General features: G+C 69.5%; 17 protein-coding genes and 2 pseudogenes. 15 read left to right on the top strand and 4 right to left on the bottom strand.

Features of this window, described 5'->3' with window-relative positions:
* Nucleotides 1–109: 109 nt before the first annotated feature.
* Together ACFZDA_RS40930 and ACFZDA_RS40925 are read right to left on the bottom strand one after the other, a co-directional pair.
* Nucleotides 110–1,492 (bottom strand): hypothetical protein, encoded by a 1,383-nt coding sequence (locus ACFZDA_RS40930; RefSeq protein ID WP_391091554.1) that lies wholly within the window; start codon nt 1,490–1,492, stop codon nt 110–112.
* 934 nt (nt 1,493–2,426) lie between these two features.
* A complete protein-coding gene (locus tag ACFZDA_RS40925) occupies nt 2,427–2,588 on the bottom strand; it encodes a hypothetical protein (protein ID WP_391091552.1) in 162 nt (53 codons plus the stop codon).
* 211 nt (nt 2,589–2,799) lie between these two features.
* Here ACFZDA_RS40925 and ACFZDA_RS40920 point away from each other — a divergent pair, with 211 nt between their 5' ends.
* The 7 genes and pseudogenes from ACFZDA_RS40920 to ACFZDA_RS40890 all read left to right on the top strand — a co-directional run bounded on the left by ACFZDA_RS40920 (nt 2,800) and on the right by ACFZDA_RS40890 (nt 11,580).
* The gene (locus tag ACFZDA_RS40920) at nt 2,800–3,969 is read left to right on the top strand and encodes a DUF418 domain-containing protein (RefSeq protein ID WP_391091550.1); all 1,170 of its coding nucleotides are present in this window, start codon (nt 2,800–2,802) and stop codon (nt 3,967–3,969) included.
* Between the two features lie 1,790 nt (nt 3,970–5,759).
* The gene (locus ACFZDA_RS40915; protein ID WP_391091548.1) at nt 5,760–6,473 is read left to right on the top strand and encodes a GntR family transcriptional regulator; all 714 of its coding nucleotides are present in this window, start codon (nt 5,760–5,762) and stop codon (nt 6,471–6,473) included.
* A gap of 35 nt (nt 6,474–6,508) precedes the next feature.
* The gene (locus ACFZDA_RS40910) at nt 6,509–7,675 is read left to right on the top strand and encodes an FAD-dependent oxidoreductase (RefSeq protein WP_391091546.1); all 1,167 of its coding nucleotides are present in this window, start codon (nt 6,509–6,511) and stop codon (nt 7,673–7,675) included.
* Nucleotides 7,676–7,757: 82 nt separating this feature from the next.
* A complete protein-coding gene (locus tag ACFZDA_RS40905) occupies nt 7,758–7,904 on the top strand; it encodes a hypothetical protein (protein WP_391091544.1) in 147 nt (48 codons plus the stop codon).
* Between the two features lie 295 nt (nt 7,905–8,199).
* Nucleotides 8,200–8,769: a dihydrofolate reductase family protein gene (locus ACFZDA_RS40900; protein ID WP_391091542.1), complete on the top strand. Its 570-nt coding sequence runs from the start codon at nt 8,200–8,202 to the stop codon at nt 8,767–8,769.
* Nucleotides 8,770–9,035: 266 nt separating this feature from the next.
* A pseudogene (locus ACFZDA_RS40895) lies at nt 9,036–9,762 on the top strand (DDE-type integrase/transposase/recombinase).
* A 450-nt stretch (nt 9,763–10,212) separates the two neighbouring features.
* Nucleotides 10,213–11,580: a cytochrome P450 gene (locus ACFZDA_RS40890; RefSeq protein WP_391091540.1), complete on the top strand. Its 1,368-nt coding sequence runs from the start codon at nt 10,213–10,215 to the stop codon at nt 11,578–11,580.
* A gap of 39 nt (nt 11,581–11,619) precedes the next feature.
* Here ACFZDA_RS40890 and ACFZDA_RS40885 read toward each other — a convergent pair.
* Nucleotides 11,620–11,718: pseudogene (locus ACFZDA_RS40885) on the bottom strand (DUF6531 domain-containing protein); the annotation flags it as partial.
* Between the two features lie 220 nt (nt 11,719–11,938).
* On the bottom strand, nt 11,939–12,085 hold the full coding sequence (locus ACFZDA_RS40880) for a hypothetical protein (protein ID WP_391091538.1): 147 nt from the start codon (nt 12,083–12,085) through the stop codon (nt 11,939–11,941).
* Nucleotides 12,086–12,298: 213 nt separating this feature from the next.
* Here ACFZDA_RS40880 and ACFZDA_RS40875 point away from each other — a divergent pair, with 213 nt between their 5' ends.
* The 8 genes from ACFZDA_RS40875 to ACFZDA_RS40840 are packed head-to-tail and all read left to right on the top strand — an operon-like array spanning nt 12,299 to nt 21,719.
* Nucleotides 12,299–14,008 (top strand): thiamine pyrophosphate-binding protein, encoded by a 1,710-nt coding sequence (locus tag ACFZDA_RS40875; RefSeq protein ID WP_391091536.1) that lies wholly within the window; start codon nt 12,299–12,301, stop codon nt 14,006–14,008.
* Between the two features lie 2 nt (nt 14,009–14,010).
* Complete coding sequence (locus tag ACFZDA_RS40870; RefSeq protein WP_391091534.1) at nt 14,011–15,204, top strand: CoA transferase; 1,194 nt, start codon at nt 14,011–14,013, stop codon at nt 15,202–15,204.
* Nucleotides 15,205–16,083 (top strand): cyclase family protein, encoded by an 879-nt coding sequence (locus ACFZDA_RS40865; protein WP_391091532.1) that lies wholly within the window; start codon nt 15,205–15,207, stop codon nt 16,081–16,083. It abuts the gene before it with no gap.
* 34 nt (nt 16,084–16,117) lie between these two features.
* On the top strand, nt 16,118–17,308 hold the full coding sequence (locus ACFZDA_RS40860) for a substrate-binding domain-containing protein (protein WP_391091530.1): 1,191 nt from the start codon (nt 16,118–16,120) through the stop codon (nt 17,306–17,308).
* A gap of 6 nt (nt 17,309–17,314) precedes the next feature.
* Nucleotides 17,315–18,883, top strand: a complete 1,569-nt coding sequence (locus ACFZDA_RS40855; RefSeq protein WP_391091527.1) for an ATP-binding cassette domain-containing protein — start codon at nt 17,315–17,317, stop codon at nt 18,881–18,883.
* Nucleotides 18,883–19,899, top strand: coding sequence for an ABC transporter permease (locus ACFZDA_RS40850; protein ID WP_391091525.1), 1,017 nt, complete (start codon nt 18,883–18,885; stop codon nt 19,897–19,899). The genes ACFZDA_RS40855 and ACFZDA_RS40850 overlap by 1 nt, the downstream gene beginning before the upstream one ends.
* Nucleotides 19,900–19,914: 15 nt before the next feature.
* Nucleotides 19,915–20,673, top strand: a complete 759-nt coding sequence (locus ACFZDA_RS40845; RefSeq protein ID WP_391091523.1) for a cyclase family protein — start codon at nt 19,915–19,917, stop codon at nt 20,671–20,673.
* The gene (locus ACFZDA_RS40840) at nt 20,670–21,719 is read left to right on the top strand and encodes a hypothetical protein (RefSeq protein ID WP_391091521.1); all 1,050 of its coding nucleotides are present in this window, start codon (nt 20,670–20,672) and stop codon (nt 21,717–21,719) included. The genes ACFZDA_RS40845 and ACFZDA_RS40840 overlap by 4 nt, the downstream gene beginning before the upstream one ends.
* Nucleotides 21,720–21,738 lie beyond the last annotated feature (19 nt).

The raw sequence follows: 21,738 nt of genomic DNA, 5'->3' as shown, positions 1-21,738 counted from the left end.
GGCGGCGCGCGGATCGCAGTCGGGCAGGCAGACTGGCCAGCCTGCGGCCGCGTGGCGCAGGGCGTCCGATGGCTGAGGCGAGCTTCGGGCTGCCTTTGACTTGTGCCCCTCACCGAACCGAGGCGGACTCCTTGGCCGAGATCACCGCTCTGGCCTGAGCTGTGGAAACCGCTCGACGCACACCTTGGGCGACCTGCTCCCACCGCCGCCAGAACATGAAACCGGGGTACATGAGGAACATGAGGGCCACCGCAGCGAAGATGTACAGGATCTTGTAGGTGGCGATTTGTTCCGGGACCATGGTGTTCGGGTTTGTCGGGTCTACCAGGACAGTCGTGTGCTTCCCCTCCAGCTCCAGTCGGCCACTGGCGCGCTGGGTGTACGCCCGGTGGTTGATCGTCCACTCATATGTGCACTCATACGTAGGAACTTTCGTGCTGGGGTCGTTCTCCCTGTCGTTGTCGATCGCTACCGACCCGCTTTCGGTGCAGTCGCTGACGGCCGCAGACAGCCGTGCCTGATGCGCCAGGGAGTCCTGCTGGCTGCGGATCCCAGCGGCAAGAACCAAGAGAGAGACCGTCGCGATCGCCACCGTGAAGGCCGTGGCCAGCAGATGAGCTGACCAATCCCAGTGCACTCCTAACCGTCCCAGCTGGCGTTGCCGCCACAACCCCGCCCCGGTACCGGCCAGCACTGCCCCGCCCGCCGTGGCCCATCCCCGTACCTGCCAGGGCGCGCCGCTGGCCGTCAGGGGAGGCGCTACCACCGCCATCGCGATGCCCGCCACGCAGAGCGCAACGCACGCCGCAAGAACGACCTTGCTGGCTTTCAGCGCAGCCAGGCGACGGGCGGACAGCGCCAGGGCCGCCCGCTCGGCGATTCCGATCGCCTCGGCAACGACGGCTTCTGCAGCTGCCTCTTGTGCCTGGCGCAGTCGCTCCAGGAGGTCTTCGATCTGTGAAGCAAGAGCTTCCTTTCCCTGCTTCGCCCGCCGCAGATCCTGGCGCAGCGCTGTGACATCACCTTGCGCCGTGTCCAGCGAGAGGCGCATTCGGCGCAACTGGGCCCTTACCATCTGTTCGCGACGCAGCGCGGCGTCTCGCTGGTCGGTAAGGGTGTGCACCTTCCACACCAGAGGCTGACGTACCGCGAGAGCGGCCATGTACAGCTCATCCGTATGCTGCAGCAGCCGGGGATCCACCGGCCTGTCCCCGTGCTGGGCCAAGGCGTCGTGCAGCCGACGCACGAACGCACGCTCGGGCACTTCCTTCCTGCCCGAGAGATAGCACGACAGCGTTACCGGCGTGATCTTAAGTGCCCGGGCCGCGTCTGCGTCTTGGGCGAAGCAGCCGTCGATCAGCTGCCGCACATGCTCCGCCCAGCGCGTCACTTCGGGCGCCAACTGGGGATCAAGTGCCTTACGAGGCCGGGCACGTCCACGGTCCGCTCCACCGCCCTGCCCTTCAAGGCCGCCGCTCGCCATGACGTACATCACTCCAAAAGAACTGCTCACAGCATTTGTTGCGGCTCGGACAACAAATCGAGCTCCGGCATCGTCTCAGGTGTTCACGCCCAACGCGGCCGAATCGGCAACACCGGTGCCGACCGCGTGCGCGCCCACCGGTCTCCATGAGCAGGAGCACGATCATGAGCAGCATGCCCAGCCCCAAACCCGGCCGTCCCTGCCGGCCTGCGCCACGGCGACGGCGCCTGCCGCGGCATCTGTCTCGCGCGGCACTGACCGGTCTTGTCCGCGGAGCAGCCACCGCGGTCGGCACCCTGGCCGCCGGATCACTCCTCGCCTGGCTCCGAGAACACCTCTGACCCAGCTCGCTGATGGTTTCCAGTGCCAACGTTGGAGCAGTTGGAGAACGGCACGGAGGTAAAGCTCAACGTGTTCCTGTCGAAATCAAGACCAGGCGCGCGAAGCTCACCGCCGACCAACTCCCAGCAGCCGGCCGCCCTCGGGCTCAACGGGGCGCACTGATGCTGTTGGGCGGGCCCAGGGCGCTGTGTGCGGCCCGGGTCCTTCGCTGTCCCAGGCCACCAGCGGCAGCACACTGGAGTGCGCGTAGGCGCTGGGATCATGGGCTGCTCCCCTCGGGCTATGGGGCGGCCGGAAGAGGTTCTGTGAGGCGGTCCAGCCGTTCGTAAGAGGGTCCATACGAGGCGGGCGCGGTTCTGGGCGCAGCGAGCGGTGCCCCGGATCGGTACGGAGAGGCAACCTGCGATCCGCTAGCCGACGTGCCCCAGACCCACGCCCGCCGACTGCCCCGGCCCCCAGCGCGCGGCTCGACCAAGCACGACCGCATACCAACGATCACTGAGCAGTGTGCATCGTGCAGTTGCTGGTCACGGGTCTGGTGCGCGCGGGGTTCGGGTGCTCGTGCTGGTCGTGGGTTGATGACTTCGGTGAAGATCGTCGGTCATCGGGCTACTTCGTGGTTGGTGAGGACCAGCATGGCCCTGACCAGGGCGGTCGCCCATTTCGGGTCGGTGCGGGCCTTGCCGAGCACGCGCCAGTTCTTCAGGTGTGCGAAGCCGTGCTCGACCGGCGCCCGGACGGCGGCCAGCGCCTTGTTGGACAATTCTCTGGCTGCGGGTCAGCGGCCGGTTGCGGGCCGCCTTGTAACCGCCAACTGCGTGGGGAGTCGGGAACGTTGGACACGCGAGTCGGTCGCGGCGGGTCGACTTGCGACCGGTAGGGCTGGCCCCGCCCCGACCGGTGGGGCTGGCCCCACCGCGGATTCTCGGGCGCACCGGCTCGTGCCACGCCCCCACCGTTCCTAGCGTTCTTGCATGACGGAAACGCTGCGACCGCGCACCCCAACCCGGTTACTTGATGTCGACGCGCTGCGCGGGTTCGCGCTGTTCGGCATCCTTGTCGTGAACCTTGCGTACTTCGCCTCTGGCTACCCGTTCCACCTCGTCGCCGATCCGGCGCACGGCTCCTGGCTGGACCACTCCGTCGAGTTCGGGGTCCGGTTGCTGTTCGAGATGAAGTTCTACCTACTGTTCTCGTTCCTGTTCGGCTACAGCTTTACCTTGCAGCTGGCCGCCGCGGGCAGTGCCGGCGCGAACTTCACCGCGCGGTTCGTCCGCCGGCTCGGCGGGCTGTTCGTGCTCGGCGGCCTGCATGCGGTGCTGTTGTTCCAGGGCGACATCCTGACCACCTACGCGCTGCTTGGCCTTGTTCTGCTTGCCCTGCACCGGATCCGGCCGAGGACCGCGGTCATCGCCGCGGGGGCGATCGTCGGTGTCATGGCGGTCGGGATGGCCGTGGCTGCGCTGGCCGGCGTCGAATTGGTTGCCGACCAGGACGCCGCGCTCGCCGACGGTCGCGCGTCGACCGATGCGCTTGCCGGCGGCCTGGGTTCGGTAATCGACGAGCACCTGCGCTCGTTGCCGACGATGGCCGGAAGTCTTGCTGTGCAGGGCCCGCTCGCGCTTGCCGCGTTTCTCGTCGGGCTGGCCGCCGGCCGGCGGAAGTTGCTCGCCGACGGGATCGGCAGGCACACGGTCGCGCTGCGCCGATTTGAGCTGGTCGGGTACCCGATCGGGCTCGCAGGCGCGCTGGTGTTCGCGATCGGCGGCGGCGTCGCCAGCCCGGCCGGGCTGGCGGCGAGCATCCTGACCGCGCCGTTGCTGGTCAGCGCCTACGTGGCGACCCTGCTACGGGTGTTCGCCACCCCGCGCGGCGGCCGGCTGGCACGGGCGCTCGCGCCAGCCGGCCGGATGGCGCTGTCGAACTATCTCGGTCAGTCTCTGCTGGGCGTGCTGATCTTCACCGGCGTAGGGCTGGGGCTGACCGGAGACACGCCGCCGGCGGTCGTGCCGGTCGTCGCCGTCGGCATCTTCGCGGTCCAACTGGAGCTGAGCCGACGCTGGCTCGCGCAGTACCGGTACGGCCCGGCCGAATGGGTACTGCGAGCCGTCACGAACGCGGAGCGTCCCCGGATGCGCCGCTGACCTCTGCCGACACGTCACGCACTCCCCGACAGAGTCGCTCACTGACCGCCAGGAGCCGTTCCTCGGGCTGTCACAGGGAGAGGTGGCCGGGGGGCTTGCGCAGCCGGCTCCTGTGCGGCGATGACGCCGTTCAGATCTTTGCCTTCTGACACGGAGACCGCGTGCCGCGGGTGCTCACTGAGCACGGCGCATCGTGAAAACTGCACGTCAGATGGCCTGGTGTGCGTAGGCGTCGGTAGGCTCAGGCAGGTCCGGAACGACGGACTGCGGCACCCGATGATGCCCCACTGTGCGCTGTCGCCGAACGAGATGTGGGCGGCGCTGGTCGCCGTATGCGGGTACGTCCCGGTGCCACTGGGCCGCGAGGACTACATCGAACTGATGCCCATCAAGCGGCAGAAGATCAACGACCACCGCGTCCGCATCGACTACCGCACCTACGACCACAAGGGACTCAACCCCTACCGCGGCGAGCGCTCCCCGGCGGCGGGCGGCCTGTGGGAGATCCACTACACCCCGCGGCCGGTAGGGGAGATGGCGGCGCGATTTGGTGACGGTGCGCTCTTGCACGATGCGGTCGGTCAGCAGGCGTGCGAGGGCGACGGTCTCGGGGTAGGTGATCAGGTCGCGGGCGGCGACCTTCCACGGGCACCGTCGTTGGTCAAGGGCTCCTCGTCGTCCTCGCCGGCCTCATCGGCTTCCGTTTGCGTCTGCTGGCCGTACAAGATCCCCCATACCGCACCATCGGTTGCGGCGGTGCGGGCGCGGGCGGCGACGACCTTATCCCGGCGGGTGCCATGTCCGGCGGCGGCGTGCTCCAGCAGCTCGCGCAGGGCGAGCGCCAGGTCGTGTTCGTGCTGGGCGCGGTCTGCGCGGCGGGCGGCGGTGTGCTTGATGTGCTGCCAGGTGAAGTCGGTGAACGGGGCGTCGACCAGGGTGTGGTGGATCCACTGGGCTCGTGTTCCTCTCCGAGAAGTCCGTGCCCCCGGCCGTCGCCGCGGGCCCGGGCTCCTTCGGGCTCAGCGTTCCCGTGCTGCACATGCTGATCGGCTGATCGGCAGCTGTGCCGCCTGCTGGCAGCGCGGGAGTACGCCAGCAGGCGGCCGGTGTCCCGAAGGCGCACACCGATGGAGTGGAGTGGCCCGTGGACGTCGCCGTCGCGCGGGCCGTGACACAGCTGCCGACAAGCCCCGTCGCGGGGCCTACGAAAGCAAGTTATGGGCAGGGTTCGTCCTTGTCCGCTGTCCGAGACAGAGCGCGGGCCGGGCCTTTCTCCAACGGTGCGTCATGCCTCGGAGACCAGACCGGTCGCCACGGAAGCGCGGCTGCGGGGCCGGGGGGACGAAGGACCCACAGGACCAGCTGATCAAAACCTTTCCAGCTTCGCCTCAGGTGGGTGGCTGATGCGTAGTTCCTCGGCGAACCGGCTATTGACCGGTCAATTGAGCGATTGTACGGTCTAGTTGTGCGGCGCTGCTCGCCGCGCAGTCAGGCGGGAGACCGACATGACGAATCAGGCACGCCTCAGCCCCCTGGCACTCGACTGCCGGCTGCAAGGATCTCCACCGTCGGTACGGCGGCGGCCGCGCCGGGGCCCTGCGCATCCTCAGCGAATCGGCGGAGGCGGGTCCGATCACCCTTCATCCGCGTTCCGTAGCGCTCCAAAGGAACCCGCACCGTCGTCGGCTCGTCTCCGGGGTCACAGCGCCCTGCCCACAAGGCGCGGGCGCCGAGGGCCTGGCTGGTCAGCTCACTGTTACCAGTCAATTGACCGAATGTACGGTCTCAGCATGACCGTCCCACTTTACGTGCAGATCAGGCGAGAGATCGAAGCGAAGATCCGGGCCGGGGGTCTGCCCCCTGGCGCGAAGCTGCCGACCGAGAAGGACCTCTCCACCCAGTACGGCGTCAGCCGTGCCACGGCCCAACGGGTCCTCAACGACCTGGCGGAAGCGGGACTGGCGATCCGCCGGCGCCGCCACGGAACGTTTGTCGCGGACGTGACGCGGCAGATCAATCTGCTCAACTTCGTCACCCCCGCAGCGGCCGCAAAGGGCGCACCGGGCAGACACGAAGTCCTTTCCGCACGGATCGTCAGGGCCGCCGACGCCGTCCTGAGGCTTCCCGGATCCTCAGCCGACACGGCCGTAGTGGAACTGGTCCGCCGCAAGCTCGACATACGCGAGGAACCACAGTCCGTCGAACGGCACGTCGTCCTCTTCGCAGTTGCCCCCGACCTACTGAACGAGAACCTCGAAGACCTCGTCACCCTCCCCTATCTCCAGCGCAGAGGAGTACCGATCGACGCGATCCGGGTCTACCTCGACCCGGTGACCCTCGATGAACACGACGCCACATTGCTGCGCAGCGAGATCGGAACGCCTGCGCTGATGAGGCGCAGGGAGTTGCGTGCCGACGACGGAAGCACCGTCGAGGTGGTCACGACCCTCGTCCGTCCGGGAACCGCCGAGTTCTTCCTGGAGCTTCCCGTCCCAGACATGTGAGCAGCGTGTAGCTGCCGGAAAGGAAGTGGCAAACAATGAAGGTCATCATCATCGGTGCCGGCGTGCTGGGCGTGAGCGTCGCGAGGCAACTTGCCGTCGCCGGCGAAGACGTTCTCCTGCTCGATCAGTGGGGAGCCGGCACCGGTACGACCGCGACCACCTTCGCCTGGACCAACTCCAGCCGGAAGCCGGACCCGGACTACCACCGGCTGAATCTCGCGGGGATGGAGGAGCACGCCAGGCTCGCCGGGCAACTGCGCGGCGCGCCGTCGTACTTCCCCAGCGGAGCGCTGCAGTGGGCGGACGCCGCCAGCGAGCAACGGCTCGCCGGCAACGTGGAACGACTGCAGTCCCTGGGCTACCCCGCACACTGGGTCACGTCCGAGGAAGCAACGCGGATCGCGGGCGACCTCCGGATCCCGGCGACCATAACGTCCATCGCGCACTTCCCCAGCGAGGGATACGTTCTGCCGGATCTCTTCGTGGGCAACTTACTGGCGGACGCCGAGCAGCATGGAGCCACGTACGCGATCGGCGAGGTCGTGGCCATCGACGACAGGCCTGATGGAGTGTTCGTCACCCTGGCCGGAGGCGAGGTCCGTAGCGGCGATCGAGTCGTCCTGGCGGCAGGCCGCTGGACAGAGAGGCTCGCAGCTCAGGCCGGGATCGACGTTCCCATGGTGACGGAGACCGGTCGCGGAGCGCAGACCGTCGGTCTGCTCGGGTACGCCAGGTCACCGGAACTCGACCTGCGCTGTGTGATCCACAGCCCCGGCCTCAATCTTCGCCCTGCGGCCGGTGGACATGCCGTCCTGCAGGCTCTCGATCTCAACGCCGACGTCGATCCGGAAGACCCTCCGTCCGCAGACGGGAACATCGCGCGCACCCTCGCGCGGCGGTTTGCTGCGCTGCTGCCCGATCCGAGCCGGGCACCGAAGATCGACCTGCGTGTCGGCTTCCGGTCACTGCCTGCGGACGGCCACACCATCGCCGGCTACGCCTCCGCGCAGTCCCGCGTCTACTGCATCGTCTCGCACAGCGGCGTCACCTTGGCGCCGATTCTGGGACGCCTGGTCGCGACCGAGATCACCACTGATCAGGAACAGGACCTCCTGCGAGCCTTCCGGCCCACCAGATTCACCGGCATACGGCGCTCGGAAACCGAGGTGGATCAACGCGCCACCAATCTGGGTGACCAGTAGCCGACAGCCCCGAACCGATTCCCGACAAGGCCTGTCCTGCGGCCCCGCCAGGTCTCGGCGAGTGAAGTGCACCCGCCATCTCGTGATCGACGTGGCGCCGGCCGCGACCGCGCAGATCATTACCTCATCCGACGCCCTCAGCCTGCTCGCCGAACAGGGACGAACCCGCCGCGTCCGCAACGCGGCAAGCCGACGGATGGAACAACTGGATCAACCACCGAACTGCTAGTGCCGCGTCAGACAACGTTTGCGACGTTCGTCGTTGACCCTGAGCCGACGGTAGGTGACGCGGCACCGTGCATCCAAGTCGAGCGTTATGGGCGCCGTCCCGTTGCGAACCTGAACGCCCCGAGCGCCGAATCGGTCGCGCACTCGGTCTGCGGTCTGGTTCGCATCACGACGACGTTGAAGTTCGCATCACGACGGCGTCAAAGTGGGTGTGATCGGGGCGCCGATGAGAAATGCCGCCGGCAGTCGTCTGAGTACCGTCCGGTGAACGCGGCACATCAAGGGAGAGCAACGGGATGAGACCACTTCGATACTCGATCAACGTCACGCTCGACGGCTGCTGCCATCACGAGGCGGGGCTCCCCCCGGACGAGGAGTCGATGCGCTACTGGACCGCTGAGATGGAGCGAGCCGATGCCCTGCTGTTCGGCCGGGTGACCTACGAGATGATGGAGTCGGCGTGGCGGAAGCCGGCCACGGGCACGTGGCCTGACTGGATGGATGAGTGGCAGATCCCGTTCGCCGAGACCATCGACCGGGCGAAGAAGTACGTCGTGTCGAGCACGCTGAGCGGGGTCGATTGGAATGCCGACCTGGTGCGCGGCGACTTGGGGCAAGCGGTTCAGCGGCTCAAGCAGGAGTCAGGCGAGGGCCTGTGGGTGGGTGGCGTGACGCTGCCCCTGGCGTTGGCAGATCTGGGACTGATCGACGAGTACGAGTTCCTTGTTCAGCCGGTCCTTGCCGGACACGGGCCGACGTTGCTCGCCGGTCTGCGCGAGCGCATCCAGCTCGAGCTCGTGGACCGTCATGAGTTCCGGTCGGGGGCGGTAGCCCTGCAATACCGGCCCACGCGAGTTACGGCTTGACGTGATTTGTCCTTGCACGTTGGCCGCTCCCTCGCGACGGAACGACGGCTCGGGGTCGCGTTGCCCCGCCCTGGCCGTGCCCCCGAACGGCGGACATATCGACGGGGGACATCGCCCCGAGGTGTCGGTAGCGGACAGGGCAAACGTTGCCTGACGTGGCACTAGGTGTGCTGTACGGGGATGTTGGTGACAGGTGACACGCCTTGAGTGGTCCTTGAACGGGGCGAGGGCCTCTGGGTTCGGTGTGGATTGCGAAGTCTGCACCGATGCCCAGGAGGCCCTCGTTGTTCCACCGTAATGTCCCGCTGACCGCGACCGGCAGGCTGTGTCTGGCCCGGTGTGTCGTGGATGACGGCTGGCCCTTGCGACGAGCGGCGGAACGGTTCCAGGTCAGCCATATCACCGCCGCCCGCTGGGCAGGGCGCTACCCGACACGGAGCGGCAGGAATGCACGATCGCTCCAGCTGTCCGCACCTGAGCGCCCCGGCGAACTGGTCCACGTCGACGTCAAAAAGCTCGGCCGCATCCCCGACGGCGGCGGCCACAAAGTCCTCGGCCGGGCAGCCGGCCGGGCCAACCAGGACCGCCGAGGCGGCACCGGCCACGCCTGCCCTGCACACCGCCCTGGACGACCACTCCCGCCTCGCCTACACCGAGGACCTGCCCGACGAGAAGGCCGCCACCTGCGCCAACTACCTGCGCCGGGCGACAGCCTGGGGGTTCACCGCCCGCGGCGTCACCGTCGAACGGGTACTGACCGACAACGCCTGGGCCTACACCAAGAACACCTGGCGCGAAACCTGCCGCGAACTGGGCATCAGCCCCCGCTTCACCCGGCCCTGGCGGCCCGCGTTTCCCGACTGGCTCGACTGGCTCGACTGGCTCGACTGGCTCGACTGGCTCGACTGGTACAACTACCACCGACCCCACACCGGAATCAGCGGCCACACACCAGCCAGCCGCGTCACCAACCTGCCCGGACAGCACACCTAGATCCACAAATCTTGACTATTCCTCGGCAAAGCAGTTGCTGCAAGAAGAGCTGGATCGCGTCCAGAACGAGGAGCTTCAAGGGCTGACAGGCGAGACAGGCGCGGACGGGGACTGAGGCGGGCGGAGCTCGTAGCGCCGCCCTGCCGCCGGCTTGGACGACTGCGCGTCCACCGGGACGTGTGCGAGAGGGGCTACTACAAAGGAGCGCCGACGCCCTACCGGTCTCCGGTGGCCGGGAGGGGCACAGAGGGGACGAAGCAGCGGTCGGGCGGCCGGCCTCCCGCCCCTTTGCCTCCGGAACTCCCCGTGCAACGCTCTCGGCTGGCCGGCTCCCCCCTCCCCCGGCCAGTTCGTCCCGCGTGGTATAGGACACGTTCATGACAGGATTGCGCTGGGGAACGTTCAGGGAAGTCATAGGGGAGCCCCTGATTGCCGTGAAGGGATTCCCCCGTGACGTCCGCTGCACCTCCCCCCATACCTCGGGCTGCAGGATCGCTTCCGTTTATCGGCCACGCTCTGAAAATGCGCGACAACCTCGGCTTCATCGACTCGCTGCGCGAGACACGGGAGCCACTCGTCGAGATCGTCCTGCAACCTGGAACGCGCACCGTCGTGGTCCAGGACCCGGCCCTGATCCATCAGATGCTCAAGGCCCTGGCGCCCTCTCTCGACAAGGGCCGGCTCTATGACAAGCTGGGCCAGCTGCTGGGCGATAGCGTCGTCACCGCCACCGGCAGGCCTCACGTACGCAAACGCCGTCAGTTGCAACCGGCGTTCGCCCACACCGAGATCAGCCGGTACGTCGACATCATGCGTGACGAGATCACGGCCACGGTCGCCGGCTGGGAGCTCGGGCGGCCCCTCGACGTGCGTGAGGCGATGGTCGGGCTGAGCCTCGACATGCTGGCCAAGACGGTGTTCTCCGGCAGCCTCGACGACGCCGTCTTCCGTCGGCTGCGCAGCGACCTGTCGGTGGTGATGAACGACGTCGGTGTGCGCCTCATGCTGCCCGACTGGGCCGAGCGCCTGCCGCTGCCCTTCAACCGCCGCTTCGACCGGGCCCGGGCCGGCGTACGCGCCACCGTCAACACCGCCGTCGAGGAACTGCAGGCCTCCGGGCACGACACCGGGGACATGCTCTCCATGCTGCTGGGCGCCGTCGACGAGGAGACCGGCGAGCCGCTGACCGGGGATCAGATCTGCTCCGAGATCCTCACCCTGGCCGTGGCGGGCACCGAGACCACCGCGTCGGTGCTGTCCTGGACCCTGTACGAACTCGCCCGCCACCCAGGCATCGAGTCCCGGGTCCTGGCCGAGCTGGACGAGGTCCTCGGCGAACGGCCGGTCGCCTTCGACGACGTGACCCGGCTGCCGTACCTGAACCGGGTGATCACCGAGACTCTGCGGCTGCACCACCCCGGCTGGCTGGTCACCCGCCGCACGACCGAGGAGACCCGGCTCGGCGAGTGGACGCTGCCCGCCGGCACCGAACTGGCCTACTGCCAGCACGCCCTGCACCGCGACCCCGAACGCTTCCCGAATCCGCTCACGTTCGACCCGGACCGGTGGAACGACGCCGCGCAGGAGCCTCCGCCAGGCGCGTTCCTGCCCTTCGGGGACGGCAAGCACAAGTGCATGGGGGACCGCTTCGCCCGCACCGAGATGGTCACGGCGCTCGCGACCATGCTGCGCGCGGTACGGCTGGAACTCGCCGAGGGCCAGGTCATCCGCCAGGTCGCCCGGCTCACCGTACGGCCGCGCGCCCTGCGGATGACTGTCCGCCCCCGCAACCGCACCCGAGTCAAGGCGGGCCACTAGCGCATGTCTCGTGGGTGGTGGGTCAGTTGACGTCTTCAGCCGCGTCTCCCACCCCTTGCCGAGCGCACCGCTTCCGGTGTTGTCGGAGGAGTAGACCCGTCCGACCCGCAACGGCATGCCGGGTGCCGGCACCTGGGCGTCGGTGAAGGTTTCCTGACACCACTGGCGTCATCAAGTCCATCGCCCACGCCCAAGGCTTCAAGTCACCAACGCTGTCGGTGACTTGACGTACAACAGGCGTACGCGCGACGACGAGCACGCAGTCATGGGTGAAGGCCGGGACCATCATCACGAGGGCCTGCGCCGTGACGAAGGCGGCCATCGACCGCATGCGCCCGAAGTGACGCGCGGCGACGGGTCACACCGCAGCACCGACGAGTGCCACGACGCGGGAGGGGGCGAGGGCGGCCGACAGCGACAGCATCTGGTCGACCTCGCCGGGTGCCGTCACGGCGTCCGTCGACGCACCGCCCAAGGCGCACCCGAGCTGGAAGGCGCCCGCCACGGCACGGCCGGACGGCGGCCGCCGTCCGCCGGCCCGGCAGGCCGGTGATCGCCTCGCGCCCTTCCCCCCCTGCTCCGGCTGGCGCGCACTGCCCCCCCCCTGCCCCCTCGCCTCCAATCCCTTCTTGACATCCGCCCCTCTTGCTCGCTCAATGGAAATATCTAGACAACTAGATACATTTCATGCAAAAAGGGCAGAGTAAAGGTATGCGGCATGTCTCGGTCAGTCACCGGCGGACAGCTGGTCGTGAGGATGCTGGAGTCGTTGGGTATCCGGACGGTCTTCGGAGTGCCCGGCGGTCAGACGCTGGCCCTCACCGACGCGATCCTGTCGTCGCCGGTGATGGACTTCGTCACCGCACGGCATGAGAACGCCGCGGCGGTCATGGCGGACGCCTACGGCCGGCTGACCGGGACGCCCGGCGTCTGCCTCGCGACGACCGGGCCCGGTGCGACCAACCTGCTCACCGGGATCGGCGGAGCGGCGCGGGACTCCAGCCCCGTCCTCGTCCTGACCTGCAACAACGCCGGTGAGAACATCCACCGGGACGATGCGCAGAACGCCGACCACGTCGAGCTCTTCCGGTCCCTGACCAAGTACAGCCGCCTCGTGGCCCACGCCGGCGGGTTGCGGCAGGCCGTGGAGGAGGCCTATCTCAACGCGATGTCCGGCAATCCGGGGCCGGCCCACCTGGACTTCGCCCGGGACACGATCGAGGGGCCCGTGGCCGACGCCGACGCGGCCGTGCCCGAGGGCGAGCACCCGATGCGCCGGTGGGTCAGCCAGCGTCCGCGCGCCGACGCCCACGCGCTGGCCGACGTCGCCACGCGGCTCGCCAAGGCCGAGCGCCCGGTGCTGTGGCTCGGAAACGGCTGCAACCGTTCCGGTGCGGGCGAGGCCGCCCTCGCGCTGGCCGAGTCACTGCGGATACCGGTGATCACGACGTTCAACGGAATCGGCACCGTCCCCACCACACACCCCCTGGTCTTCGGCGCGCTGAGCCGGATGGGCACGCGGCTGTCCAGCCGTGTCATGGCCGACGCCGACCTGGTGCTCGCGGTCGGCAACAGCCTCAACGCCGTCTCGACGAGCCGCTGGCGGATGGAGTTGCCGCACGTGATCCAGATCGACGTCGACCCGGCCATGCTGGGCCGCTACTACGGCCGCCGGACGACCGGGGTCGTCGCGGACGCCCGGGCCACGCTGGAGGAGCTGCGCGGTCTGCTGGCCGATCGGGCCGGCGAGCTGTCCGCGGCCCGGTCGGCCTGGACAGCCGAGCTGCAGCGGGCCGAGGAGCTGTGGTGGCAGGAACGGGACGCTCTGGAGGCGCCCACGGGAGCCGACGGCCTGTCGCCCGCAGAGGTCGTGCGGCGGCTGCGCGCGGCCGCGCCCGACGACAGCCTGCTCATCCCGGACGCGGGCAATCCGGGGGTGTGGTCGTACCTGTGGCAGATCCGGCGGCCGGGCAGCTACATCAAGCCGGTCGGTTTCGGGAACATGGGCTTCGCCGTCCCCGCCGCCGTCGCGGCCGTCGTGGCCGATCCCGCCCGCCCCGTGCTGGCCCTGGTCGGGGACGGTTCGCTCGGCATGAGTCTGGCCGAGCTGGAGACACTGGTGCGGGTCGGCGGGCGCGTCGCGGTCGTCGTCCTCAACGACGCCGGTTACGGCAACATCCGCCAGGAACAGATCGTCCACTATGGCAACCGGACCATCGGCGTGGACTTCGGCCCCTCCGACTACGCCCGGGTCGCCCGCGGTCTGGGCCTGCCCGCCGAGCGGACAGTCGGCCTGGAAGAGCTCGCCAAACGCGTCGGGGAAACCTTGGAGGGCCACTCCCCCGCCCTCTTCGACGTCCCCATCGACAGAAGCGTCAACGCCTGGACGTATCCCGCCTTCCGTCCCTACGAGCCGGAGGAGGGCTGATCATGACCGACGGCACCGGGGCACTCACCGGGATCAGGGTGCTCGACCTGTCGCGGTTCATCGCCGGACCCCTGTGCTGCCAGATCCTGGGCGACATGGGCGCCGAGGTCATCAAGATCGAGCGGCCCAGCGGTGAGGACGCCCGCAAGCACGCGCCGTTCCACCGGCAGCACAGCGTCTACACGATGGTCTACAACCGCAACAAGTACGGGGCCACCCTGGACACCCGGCGCCCCGAGGCACGGGTGCTGCTGGAGGACCTCGTACGGCGCAGCGACATCGTGGTCGAGAACTACCGCCCCGGGACCATGGAGGCGATGGGCCTGCCCTACCCGCGGCTGCAGGAGCTGCGCCCCGGCATCATCCTGGTGTCCATCTCCGGCTTCGGGCAGACCGGGCCGCTCGCGCGCCGCGCCCTGTTCGACGCCATCGCGCAGGCCACGTCGGGGCTGATGAGCCTCACCGGCCCGCCGGACGGCGAGCCCACCCTGACCGGCACGTACATCGCCGATCACATCGCCGGATTCCACGGCGCGCTGGGTGCGCTGCTCGCCCTGCTGCACCGGGACCGCACCGGGCACGGGCAGCACGTCGACGTGGGGTCCCTGGACGCGCTGTTCGCCTCCCTGGGGACCCGGCCCAGCGCTTACGCCATGCTGGGCGAGCATCCGCGGCGCAACGGTTCCCGGGACCTGCTGACCGGCCCTGCCAATGTCTTCCCCGCCGCCGACGGCTATGTGTACATCCACGCCGGGACCGACCCCCTGTTCCCGAGGCTGTGCCGGGCGATCGGGCGTCAGGACCTCGCGGACAACGAGAGGTTCTCCTCGGTTCCGGGCCGCATGGCGAACATCGAGGAGCTCGAGGAAGCCGTCGCCGCCTGGACCAAGGGCCGCCCCTGCGACGAGATCGCCCATGTCCTCGGGGAGGCCGGCATCCCGTTCGGGAAGGTCAGCGAGATCCCCGAAGTCGTGGAGTCCGAGCAGATCAAGGCGCGGGAGATGATGGTCGACGTCGACCATCCCGCACTGGGCACACTCCGGCTGCCCGGCATCCCGATCAAGATGAACGTCTCGCCCGGGTCGGTCCGCAAGGCACCGCCCCTGGTGGGCGAGGACAACGACCACGTCTACGGGCGGCTGCTGGGGCGGTCCGACGAGGAGATCGCCCGCCTGAAGTCCCTGGGGGTGATCTGAGTGAGCGTAACGACGCACCGCCCCACCCATCTGCGCGTCGACCCGTCCGCTCTGGCCCTGGCGGGGGAAGGCCGCGTGTTCGACCTGTCCTCCGGGTGGTGGCCCGGCATGCCGCTGGCGCCCGGCCACCCGCCGTTCCAGGTCCTCACGTTCAGGACACCGGCGGGGGAACGCGCCCAGGGCCCCCGGGGAGATCTGGAGTGGCTCGGGGACAACACCTCCCGGTTCGGCTTCATCTCCGAGATCCTCTCCTTCTGCGCGCACTCCGGCACCCACATCGACGCCCTGGCGCACATCACGTCGGGAGAGAACGACGAGTGGTACGGCGGCTACTCCGCGCGCGAACACCTCGGCGACTACGGCCCCCTCACCCACGACGCGTCGACGCTGCCACCGCTGGTGTGCAGGGCGGTGCTCGTGGACGCCCCCCGTGCGCTGGGACAGGACACCCTGCGGCCCCACCAGCCCGTGGACGCGGACCTGATCTCCCTGGCGCTGGCACGGCAGGACGTGCGGCTCAGGGAGGGCGACGTGGTGCTGCTGCGCACCGGAACCATGAAGCACTGGCCCAACAGGCGGGCGATGACCGCGGTCGAAGGGGCCGGGCTGGACCTGGACGGCGCAACGCTGCTCGCCCGGCACCGGCCCGCCGCCGTCGGCAGTGACACCGCCGCCGTCGAGGTCGCCCCCTCCGGGGTCGCGGGCGAGCCCCAGCCGGTGCACCGCCTGCTCATCCGCGACCTCGGCATCCCGCTCATGGAGTGGGTCTACCTCGAGGAACTCGCCGCCGCGGCGGTCCACGAGTTCCTGCTGCTGTGCCTGCCTCTTCCCATCACCGGCGCGACCGGATCGCCCGTGCGGCCGGTCGCGATCGCCTGATCCACCATCCGTCCGTCGTAGGAGATGCGACATCATGACCACCACACGCGGACGCCGCATTCGCACTTGCGTGCTCGCTCTTCCGGTCGCGGCGGTCCTCGCCGCGGGCAGCGCCTGCGCGGGGATCTCCTCCGCGCAGAACAGCTCCGGCGCCGGTGCCGACGCCCACAACGCCGCCGCGATGGCCGGTCCACGCTCCAACCAGTGGGACGACCTGCACAAGGCGGCAACCACCGAATCGCCCGCCACATACCAGGGCCCCACCCAGTCGGTCACCACGCCCAAGAACGTGAAGGTCGCCGTCATCACCTGCCTGAGCATCCTCAGCGGCTGCGTATCACCCGCCACGGGCGCCCAGCAGGCGGCGAAGCACCTCGGCTGGCAGGTCAGGGTCTTCGACGGCGGCGGCACGCCCGACAAGCAGAACGCCCAGATGCTCAACGCCCTCTCCTGGGGCGCCAAGATCATCCTCAACATCGCCATCGACCCCAACGCCGTCCAGGACGGGCTGAGGGCGGCCAAGCGGGCCGGAGTGCCGGTGGGCGCCGGATCCAACGGCCTCGACTCCCCCAACCCGCCCGTCAAGCCCACCGGGAACAATCTCGGTTACGCCTTCGACGTCGGCCCCGACTACGCCGCGCTCGGCAAGAAGGCCGCCCAGTGGGTGCAGGCCGACTCCAAGGGCAAGGCCAACATCGTCGTCTACTCCGACAAGGAGTTCCCGTCCGTGCTGGCCCTGCAGAAGGGACTGCTGGACCAGCTGAAGAAGTGCAAGGACTGCACCGTCCAGCCACTGCGCTACTTCACGGGCAACCAGGTGGCCCAGGTGCTCCCGCAGTCGGTCGTCAGCTACCTGCGTTCGCATCCTGACGTCGACTACGTGTTCATCCCCTACGACCCGGCGGCGGCCGCGGTCGTGCCGGCGATCGCCCAGGCCGGTCTGGGCAACCGGGTCCGCCTGATCAGCGTGCTCGGCAGCCAGGAGAACCTGAACTTCGTCCGCAAGGGGCAGGTCCAGGTCGCCGACGCCGCCTACGACAACCGGTACATGGGTTACGCGATGCTCGACCAGACGTCCCGGCTGCTCACCAAGAAGCCGCTGGCGGACCCGCACGGCGAGAACCTGCCGTTCGTCGTGCTGGACAAGGACAACGTGCCCAAGGCCGGCTCCGACTGGCACGCCTCCTTCGACTACCCGAGCACCTTCGACGGACTGTGGAAGTGAGGCCCGATGACTGCCGCGCTGCTTGGCGTCACCAAACGGTTCGGGACCTTCGCGGCCCTGAGCGAGGTCTCCCTGACCGTCGAGGACGGTGAGATCCACGCCCTGCTGGGCGCCAACGGCAGCGGCAAGTCCACCCTGGTCCGCACGATGACGGGCGTGTACGTACCCGACGCCGGGCGGATCCTGATCGACGACCGGGACGTCACGGGTGGATGGAGCCCGGCCGTCGCCGCGGCGGCCGGGGTACGGGTGGTGCACCAGGAGGCCCCGCTGGTGGACCGGCTGTCGATCGCCGAGAACGTGGCCCTGTTCGCCGGCCACCCCCGTGGCCTGTTCGGCCGGATCGCCTGGCGCAGGCTGCGGGCCGACACGCAGCGGCTGCTGGACGACCTGTCGATCAGGCGGCTCAACCGGGAACTGGCCGGGCGCCTCACCGGCGCCGAGCGGGCCATGCTCACGGTGGAACTCGCCGTGCGCACCGCCGGCGAGAACCTGCGGCTGCTGGTCCTCGACGAGGCCACCGCGGCCCTGCCGGAGGCCGAGGCCGAGCCCTTCCTGCGGCACGTGAGGGGCATCGCCGACCGGGGCCTGCCGGTCCTGGCCGTCACCCACCGGCTCGCGGAACTTCCCTTCGCGGACCGGGTCAGCGTCCTCGACGCCGGCCGTGTGGTGATCGAGGGGCCCGCCGCCAAGGTGGAGCGCTCCGAGATCATCCGGGTCATGCGGGGCACCGCCCCGGATGCCCGCTCGGCCGACGGGGCCCGCGCCGGGGCGGGGGACGCCCCCGCCCGGGGCGCGACCGGCATCGCCGCCCTGTGGCGGCGCGAGGCCGGCGGCCGCGACGGCGGTCCCCCGGCGCGGCCGCCGGCCGGCCCCGTGCTCCAGGTGCGGGACCTGCGCGGCAACGACGTCGACGGACTCGACCTCGCCCTCGCGCCGGGCGAGATCGTCGGCGTCATCGGCGTGCGCGGCAGCGGCCTGGAGGAGCTGCCGCGCCTGCTCACCGGTGCCGAGCAGCGCCGCGGCGGCACCGTCGAGGTCGCCGGGCGCCGGATGCCCTCGACGCTGCCGCCGAGGGTGGCGATCCGTCACGGCCTGGTGTTCCTGCCCGCGGACCGGCTCCGCGAAGGGGGCATCCACAACCTGTCGGTCACCGAAAACCTGATCCTGCCCGAGGCACGCACGTTCTGGCACCGGCGGGCTCAGATGCGTACCGCGGTCCGGCAGGTCGTCTCCTACCTCGACGTACGGCCCACCGACCCGTCGACCGTCTTCGGCCGGCTGTCCGGCGGCAACCAGCAAAAGGTCGTCCTGGGCCGGCTGCTGCGCATGCGGCCACGCGTCCTGGTCCTGGCCGACCCCACCTACGGCGTCGACCCCGCCGCCCGCGAGGTGATGTTCGACGCCATCCGTGACGCCGGGGCCGGCGGCATCGCCGTCCTGATGACCTCCACCGAACCCGAGCAGATGGCGGGCCTGTGCGACCGGGTCCTGGTACTGCGCGACGGGCGCGTCGCCGAGGAGATCGCCGGACCCACCATGACCGCCGAGAACCTCATGACGAAGGCCCTGTGATGACCGACAAGACCATCCGGCACATCGAAGCCCCGGCGTCCGGTCGCGGCACGCGCGAACGCCTCAGCCCCACCCGGCTGCTGTCCTGGGTGAGCGGCTACGAGACGCTCGTACTCCTCGGCCTGCTCATCCTGGTCTTCACCCTCGCCTCCGACCGGTTCCTGACCGCCGACAACCTGCAGAACGTGGCCCTGGTGCAGGCCGTCACGGCGACCATGACCCTCGCCGTGCTGATGCCGCTGATCATCGGCGAGTTCGACCTGTCCGTCGGGTATCTCATCGGGTTCCTGGTCATGCTGGAGGCCGTCGTGGCCCAGCACACCGGCAATCCGGGGGTCATCATCGCCGCGGGCCCCGGCGTCGGCCTGCTCGTCGGGCTCGTCAACGGGCTGCTGACGGTCTACTTCAAGATCAGCTCGTTCATCGCCACCCTCGGTGTCGGCATCCTGCTCAGCGGCGCCACCCAGGGCATCAGCAACGGCAAGGTCATCTTCGAGAACATCCCCTCCTCCGTGACGACCCTGGCCTCCCAGGACTTCCTGGGCCTGTCGCTGGCGGTGTGGCTGACCCTGCTGCTCGCCGTGATCCTCTTCTACGTACTGGAGCACACCCCCTTCGGGCGCTTCTGGTACGCCATCGGCGGCTCGGAGCGCGTGGCCTACCTCGCCGGTGTCCGCACCAACCGGATGCGGATGACCGCCTTCGCCGCCGCCGGGCTGATCGTCGGCTTCGCCGCCAACTTCGCCCTGGCACAAGCCGGTTCGGCCAACCCCGGCTACGGACCCGAGCTGCTGCTGCCCGCCTACGCCGCGGCGTTCCTCGGGGTGGCCACCTACCGGCCCGGTTACTACAACGTCCTGGGCGCCCTGGTCGCGATCATCCTGCTGGCCATCGGTTTCAACGGACTGAGCCTGCTGGGCGTGCCGTTCTGGGTGCAGCCCATCTTCAACGGAAGCGTACTGATCATCGCCGTGCTGGTGGCGCGGCAGGAGACCCGCCAGGTGCGGACCGGTTGACCCGAGGAGGACGGGATGCGTACAACGAGGGCCGGAGGGGACCCGGCGACCGTCCGGGCACTGGGCGAGGTACTCGCCGGTGCCCGCCTGGTGGACCTCAGCCGGACCCTGGAAGAGGGCATGCCCACCTACCCCACCCACGCCAAGTACTTCCAGAACCGGTGGCTGTCGATGGGCGACGTCGCGCGCATGCACCAGCTCGTGCTCGGCGAGCACACCGGCACCCATGTCGACAGCCCCTGCCACTTCCCCGTCCAGGGCCCGCACGCCGACGTGAGCGTCGACCGGCTCCCGCTGACCGCGCTCACCGGACGCTGCGCCACCGTCACCCTGGACCCGCCGCCCGGCCCCGACGAAATGGTCGGTCCACAGCCCCTGCACGCCTGGGAGGAACGCTACGGGCCGCTGCTGGCCGGGGACATCGTGCTGCTGGACTTCCAGTGGGCCCGCACCCGCTGGGGCCTGCACGAGGAGGGCTTCGCCCATCTGGAGAGCTGGCCGGGCATCGCGCGAGAGACGGCCGAGCTGCTGCGCGAGCGGTCCGTGCGGGCCGTGGGGACCGACTGCGTCAGCCTCGACAGCGGCGACGGCGGACGCGGCGAACTCCCGGCGCACTATGTGCTGCTGTCCGCCGGTGTGCTCATCATCGAGAACCTGGCCCACCTCGACCGGCTGCCCCCGCTCTCCTTTTTCCTGGCCTTCCCGCTGCGCATCGCGCACGGCACCGGCTCCCCGCTGCGCGCGGTGGCCGTCGTGGACGGAGAAGAGCGATGACCACACACCCCACGGCGGTCCTCGGCCGCAACCTCACCGACCCCTCCCGCGCCGTACAGGACAAGGACCTCGAAGCGGGTCTGAAGCCGCCGGTGTTCGACGAGATCGTCATCCCGGAGGAGTTCGGCCCGGTCGGCCTGGTGGTGGACGACCTGAAGGTCAAGCGCTTCGCCTTCACGCAGGACGATCACGGCGACTGGTACCTGCGCGCCGGCCCCGACGGTCCGCGCATCGGCCAGGCCGGACTGCTCGCCAACGACCTGCTGCAGTTGTTCACCCTGCACTACGCGGCGAGCCAGGTGGTGGGACTGCACACGGAGGAGGAACTCTGGTTCGACCGGCCCGTCCTGGTGGGGCAGCGGGTGCGGCTCGCCGGCCGCTACGTGGACAAGTACGAGCGCCGGGGGCAGGGCTATGTCGTCATGGAGGCCGACGCCCGGGACGAGGACGGACGCACGCTGGTCCGCCACCGCGGAGTGGAGATCATGCGGACCACCCCGGGAGAGGTGGCGGGCCGGGGCTCGGCAGGCGGCGGGAGCGGCCGCAGGGTCAGCGACGAGTACGACACCTCCCTGCCGCTCGCGGAGCGTCTGGGCGGGGGGACGGTGACCGGGATGGGGCTGGAGCCACTCCGCAAGGAGATCATGTTCGAGCAGATGGCCGTGTTCTCCCGGATCGGCGAGTTCGTCACCAACATCCACGACAACCTCGCCACCGCACGGGCCGCCGGTCTGGCGGTACCGATCGTCCAGGGTCAGCAACTGGTCTGCTACCTGGCCGAGTTGCTCACCCGCGCCTTCGGAGCCGAGTGGTTTCGCACCGGCTGGCTGCGCGTGAAGTTCCTGCGGCCGGTGAGCGCCTTCGACAGCGTCGAGGCCGCGGGCGCGGTGCGCGAGGTGGAGCACGACGGCTCCCGGACCCGTATCGGCCTGGACGTGTGGGTGCGCCGCGGCGACGGAAGCCTGGCCGCGGTCGGCTGGGCGCGTGGCGAGGTCCCGACCGGCCGGCCCGCGCATGGGATCCTGCCCTTCCCGGGCAACGGGTGACCCGGCATGCGACCCGCGA

Origin of the sequence: Streptomyces sp. NPDC007991 (genome assembly GCF_042958445.1) — a bacterium.
Taxonomy (GTDB): domain Bacteria; phylum Actinomycetota; class Actinomycetes; order Streptomycetales; family Streptomycetaceae; genus Streptomyces.
The sequence above is the reverse complement of the archived record's forward strand: the minus strand, read 5'-3'. Positions and strand labels throughout refer to the sequence as shown.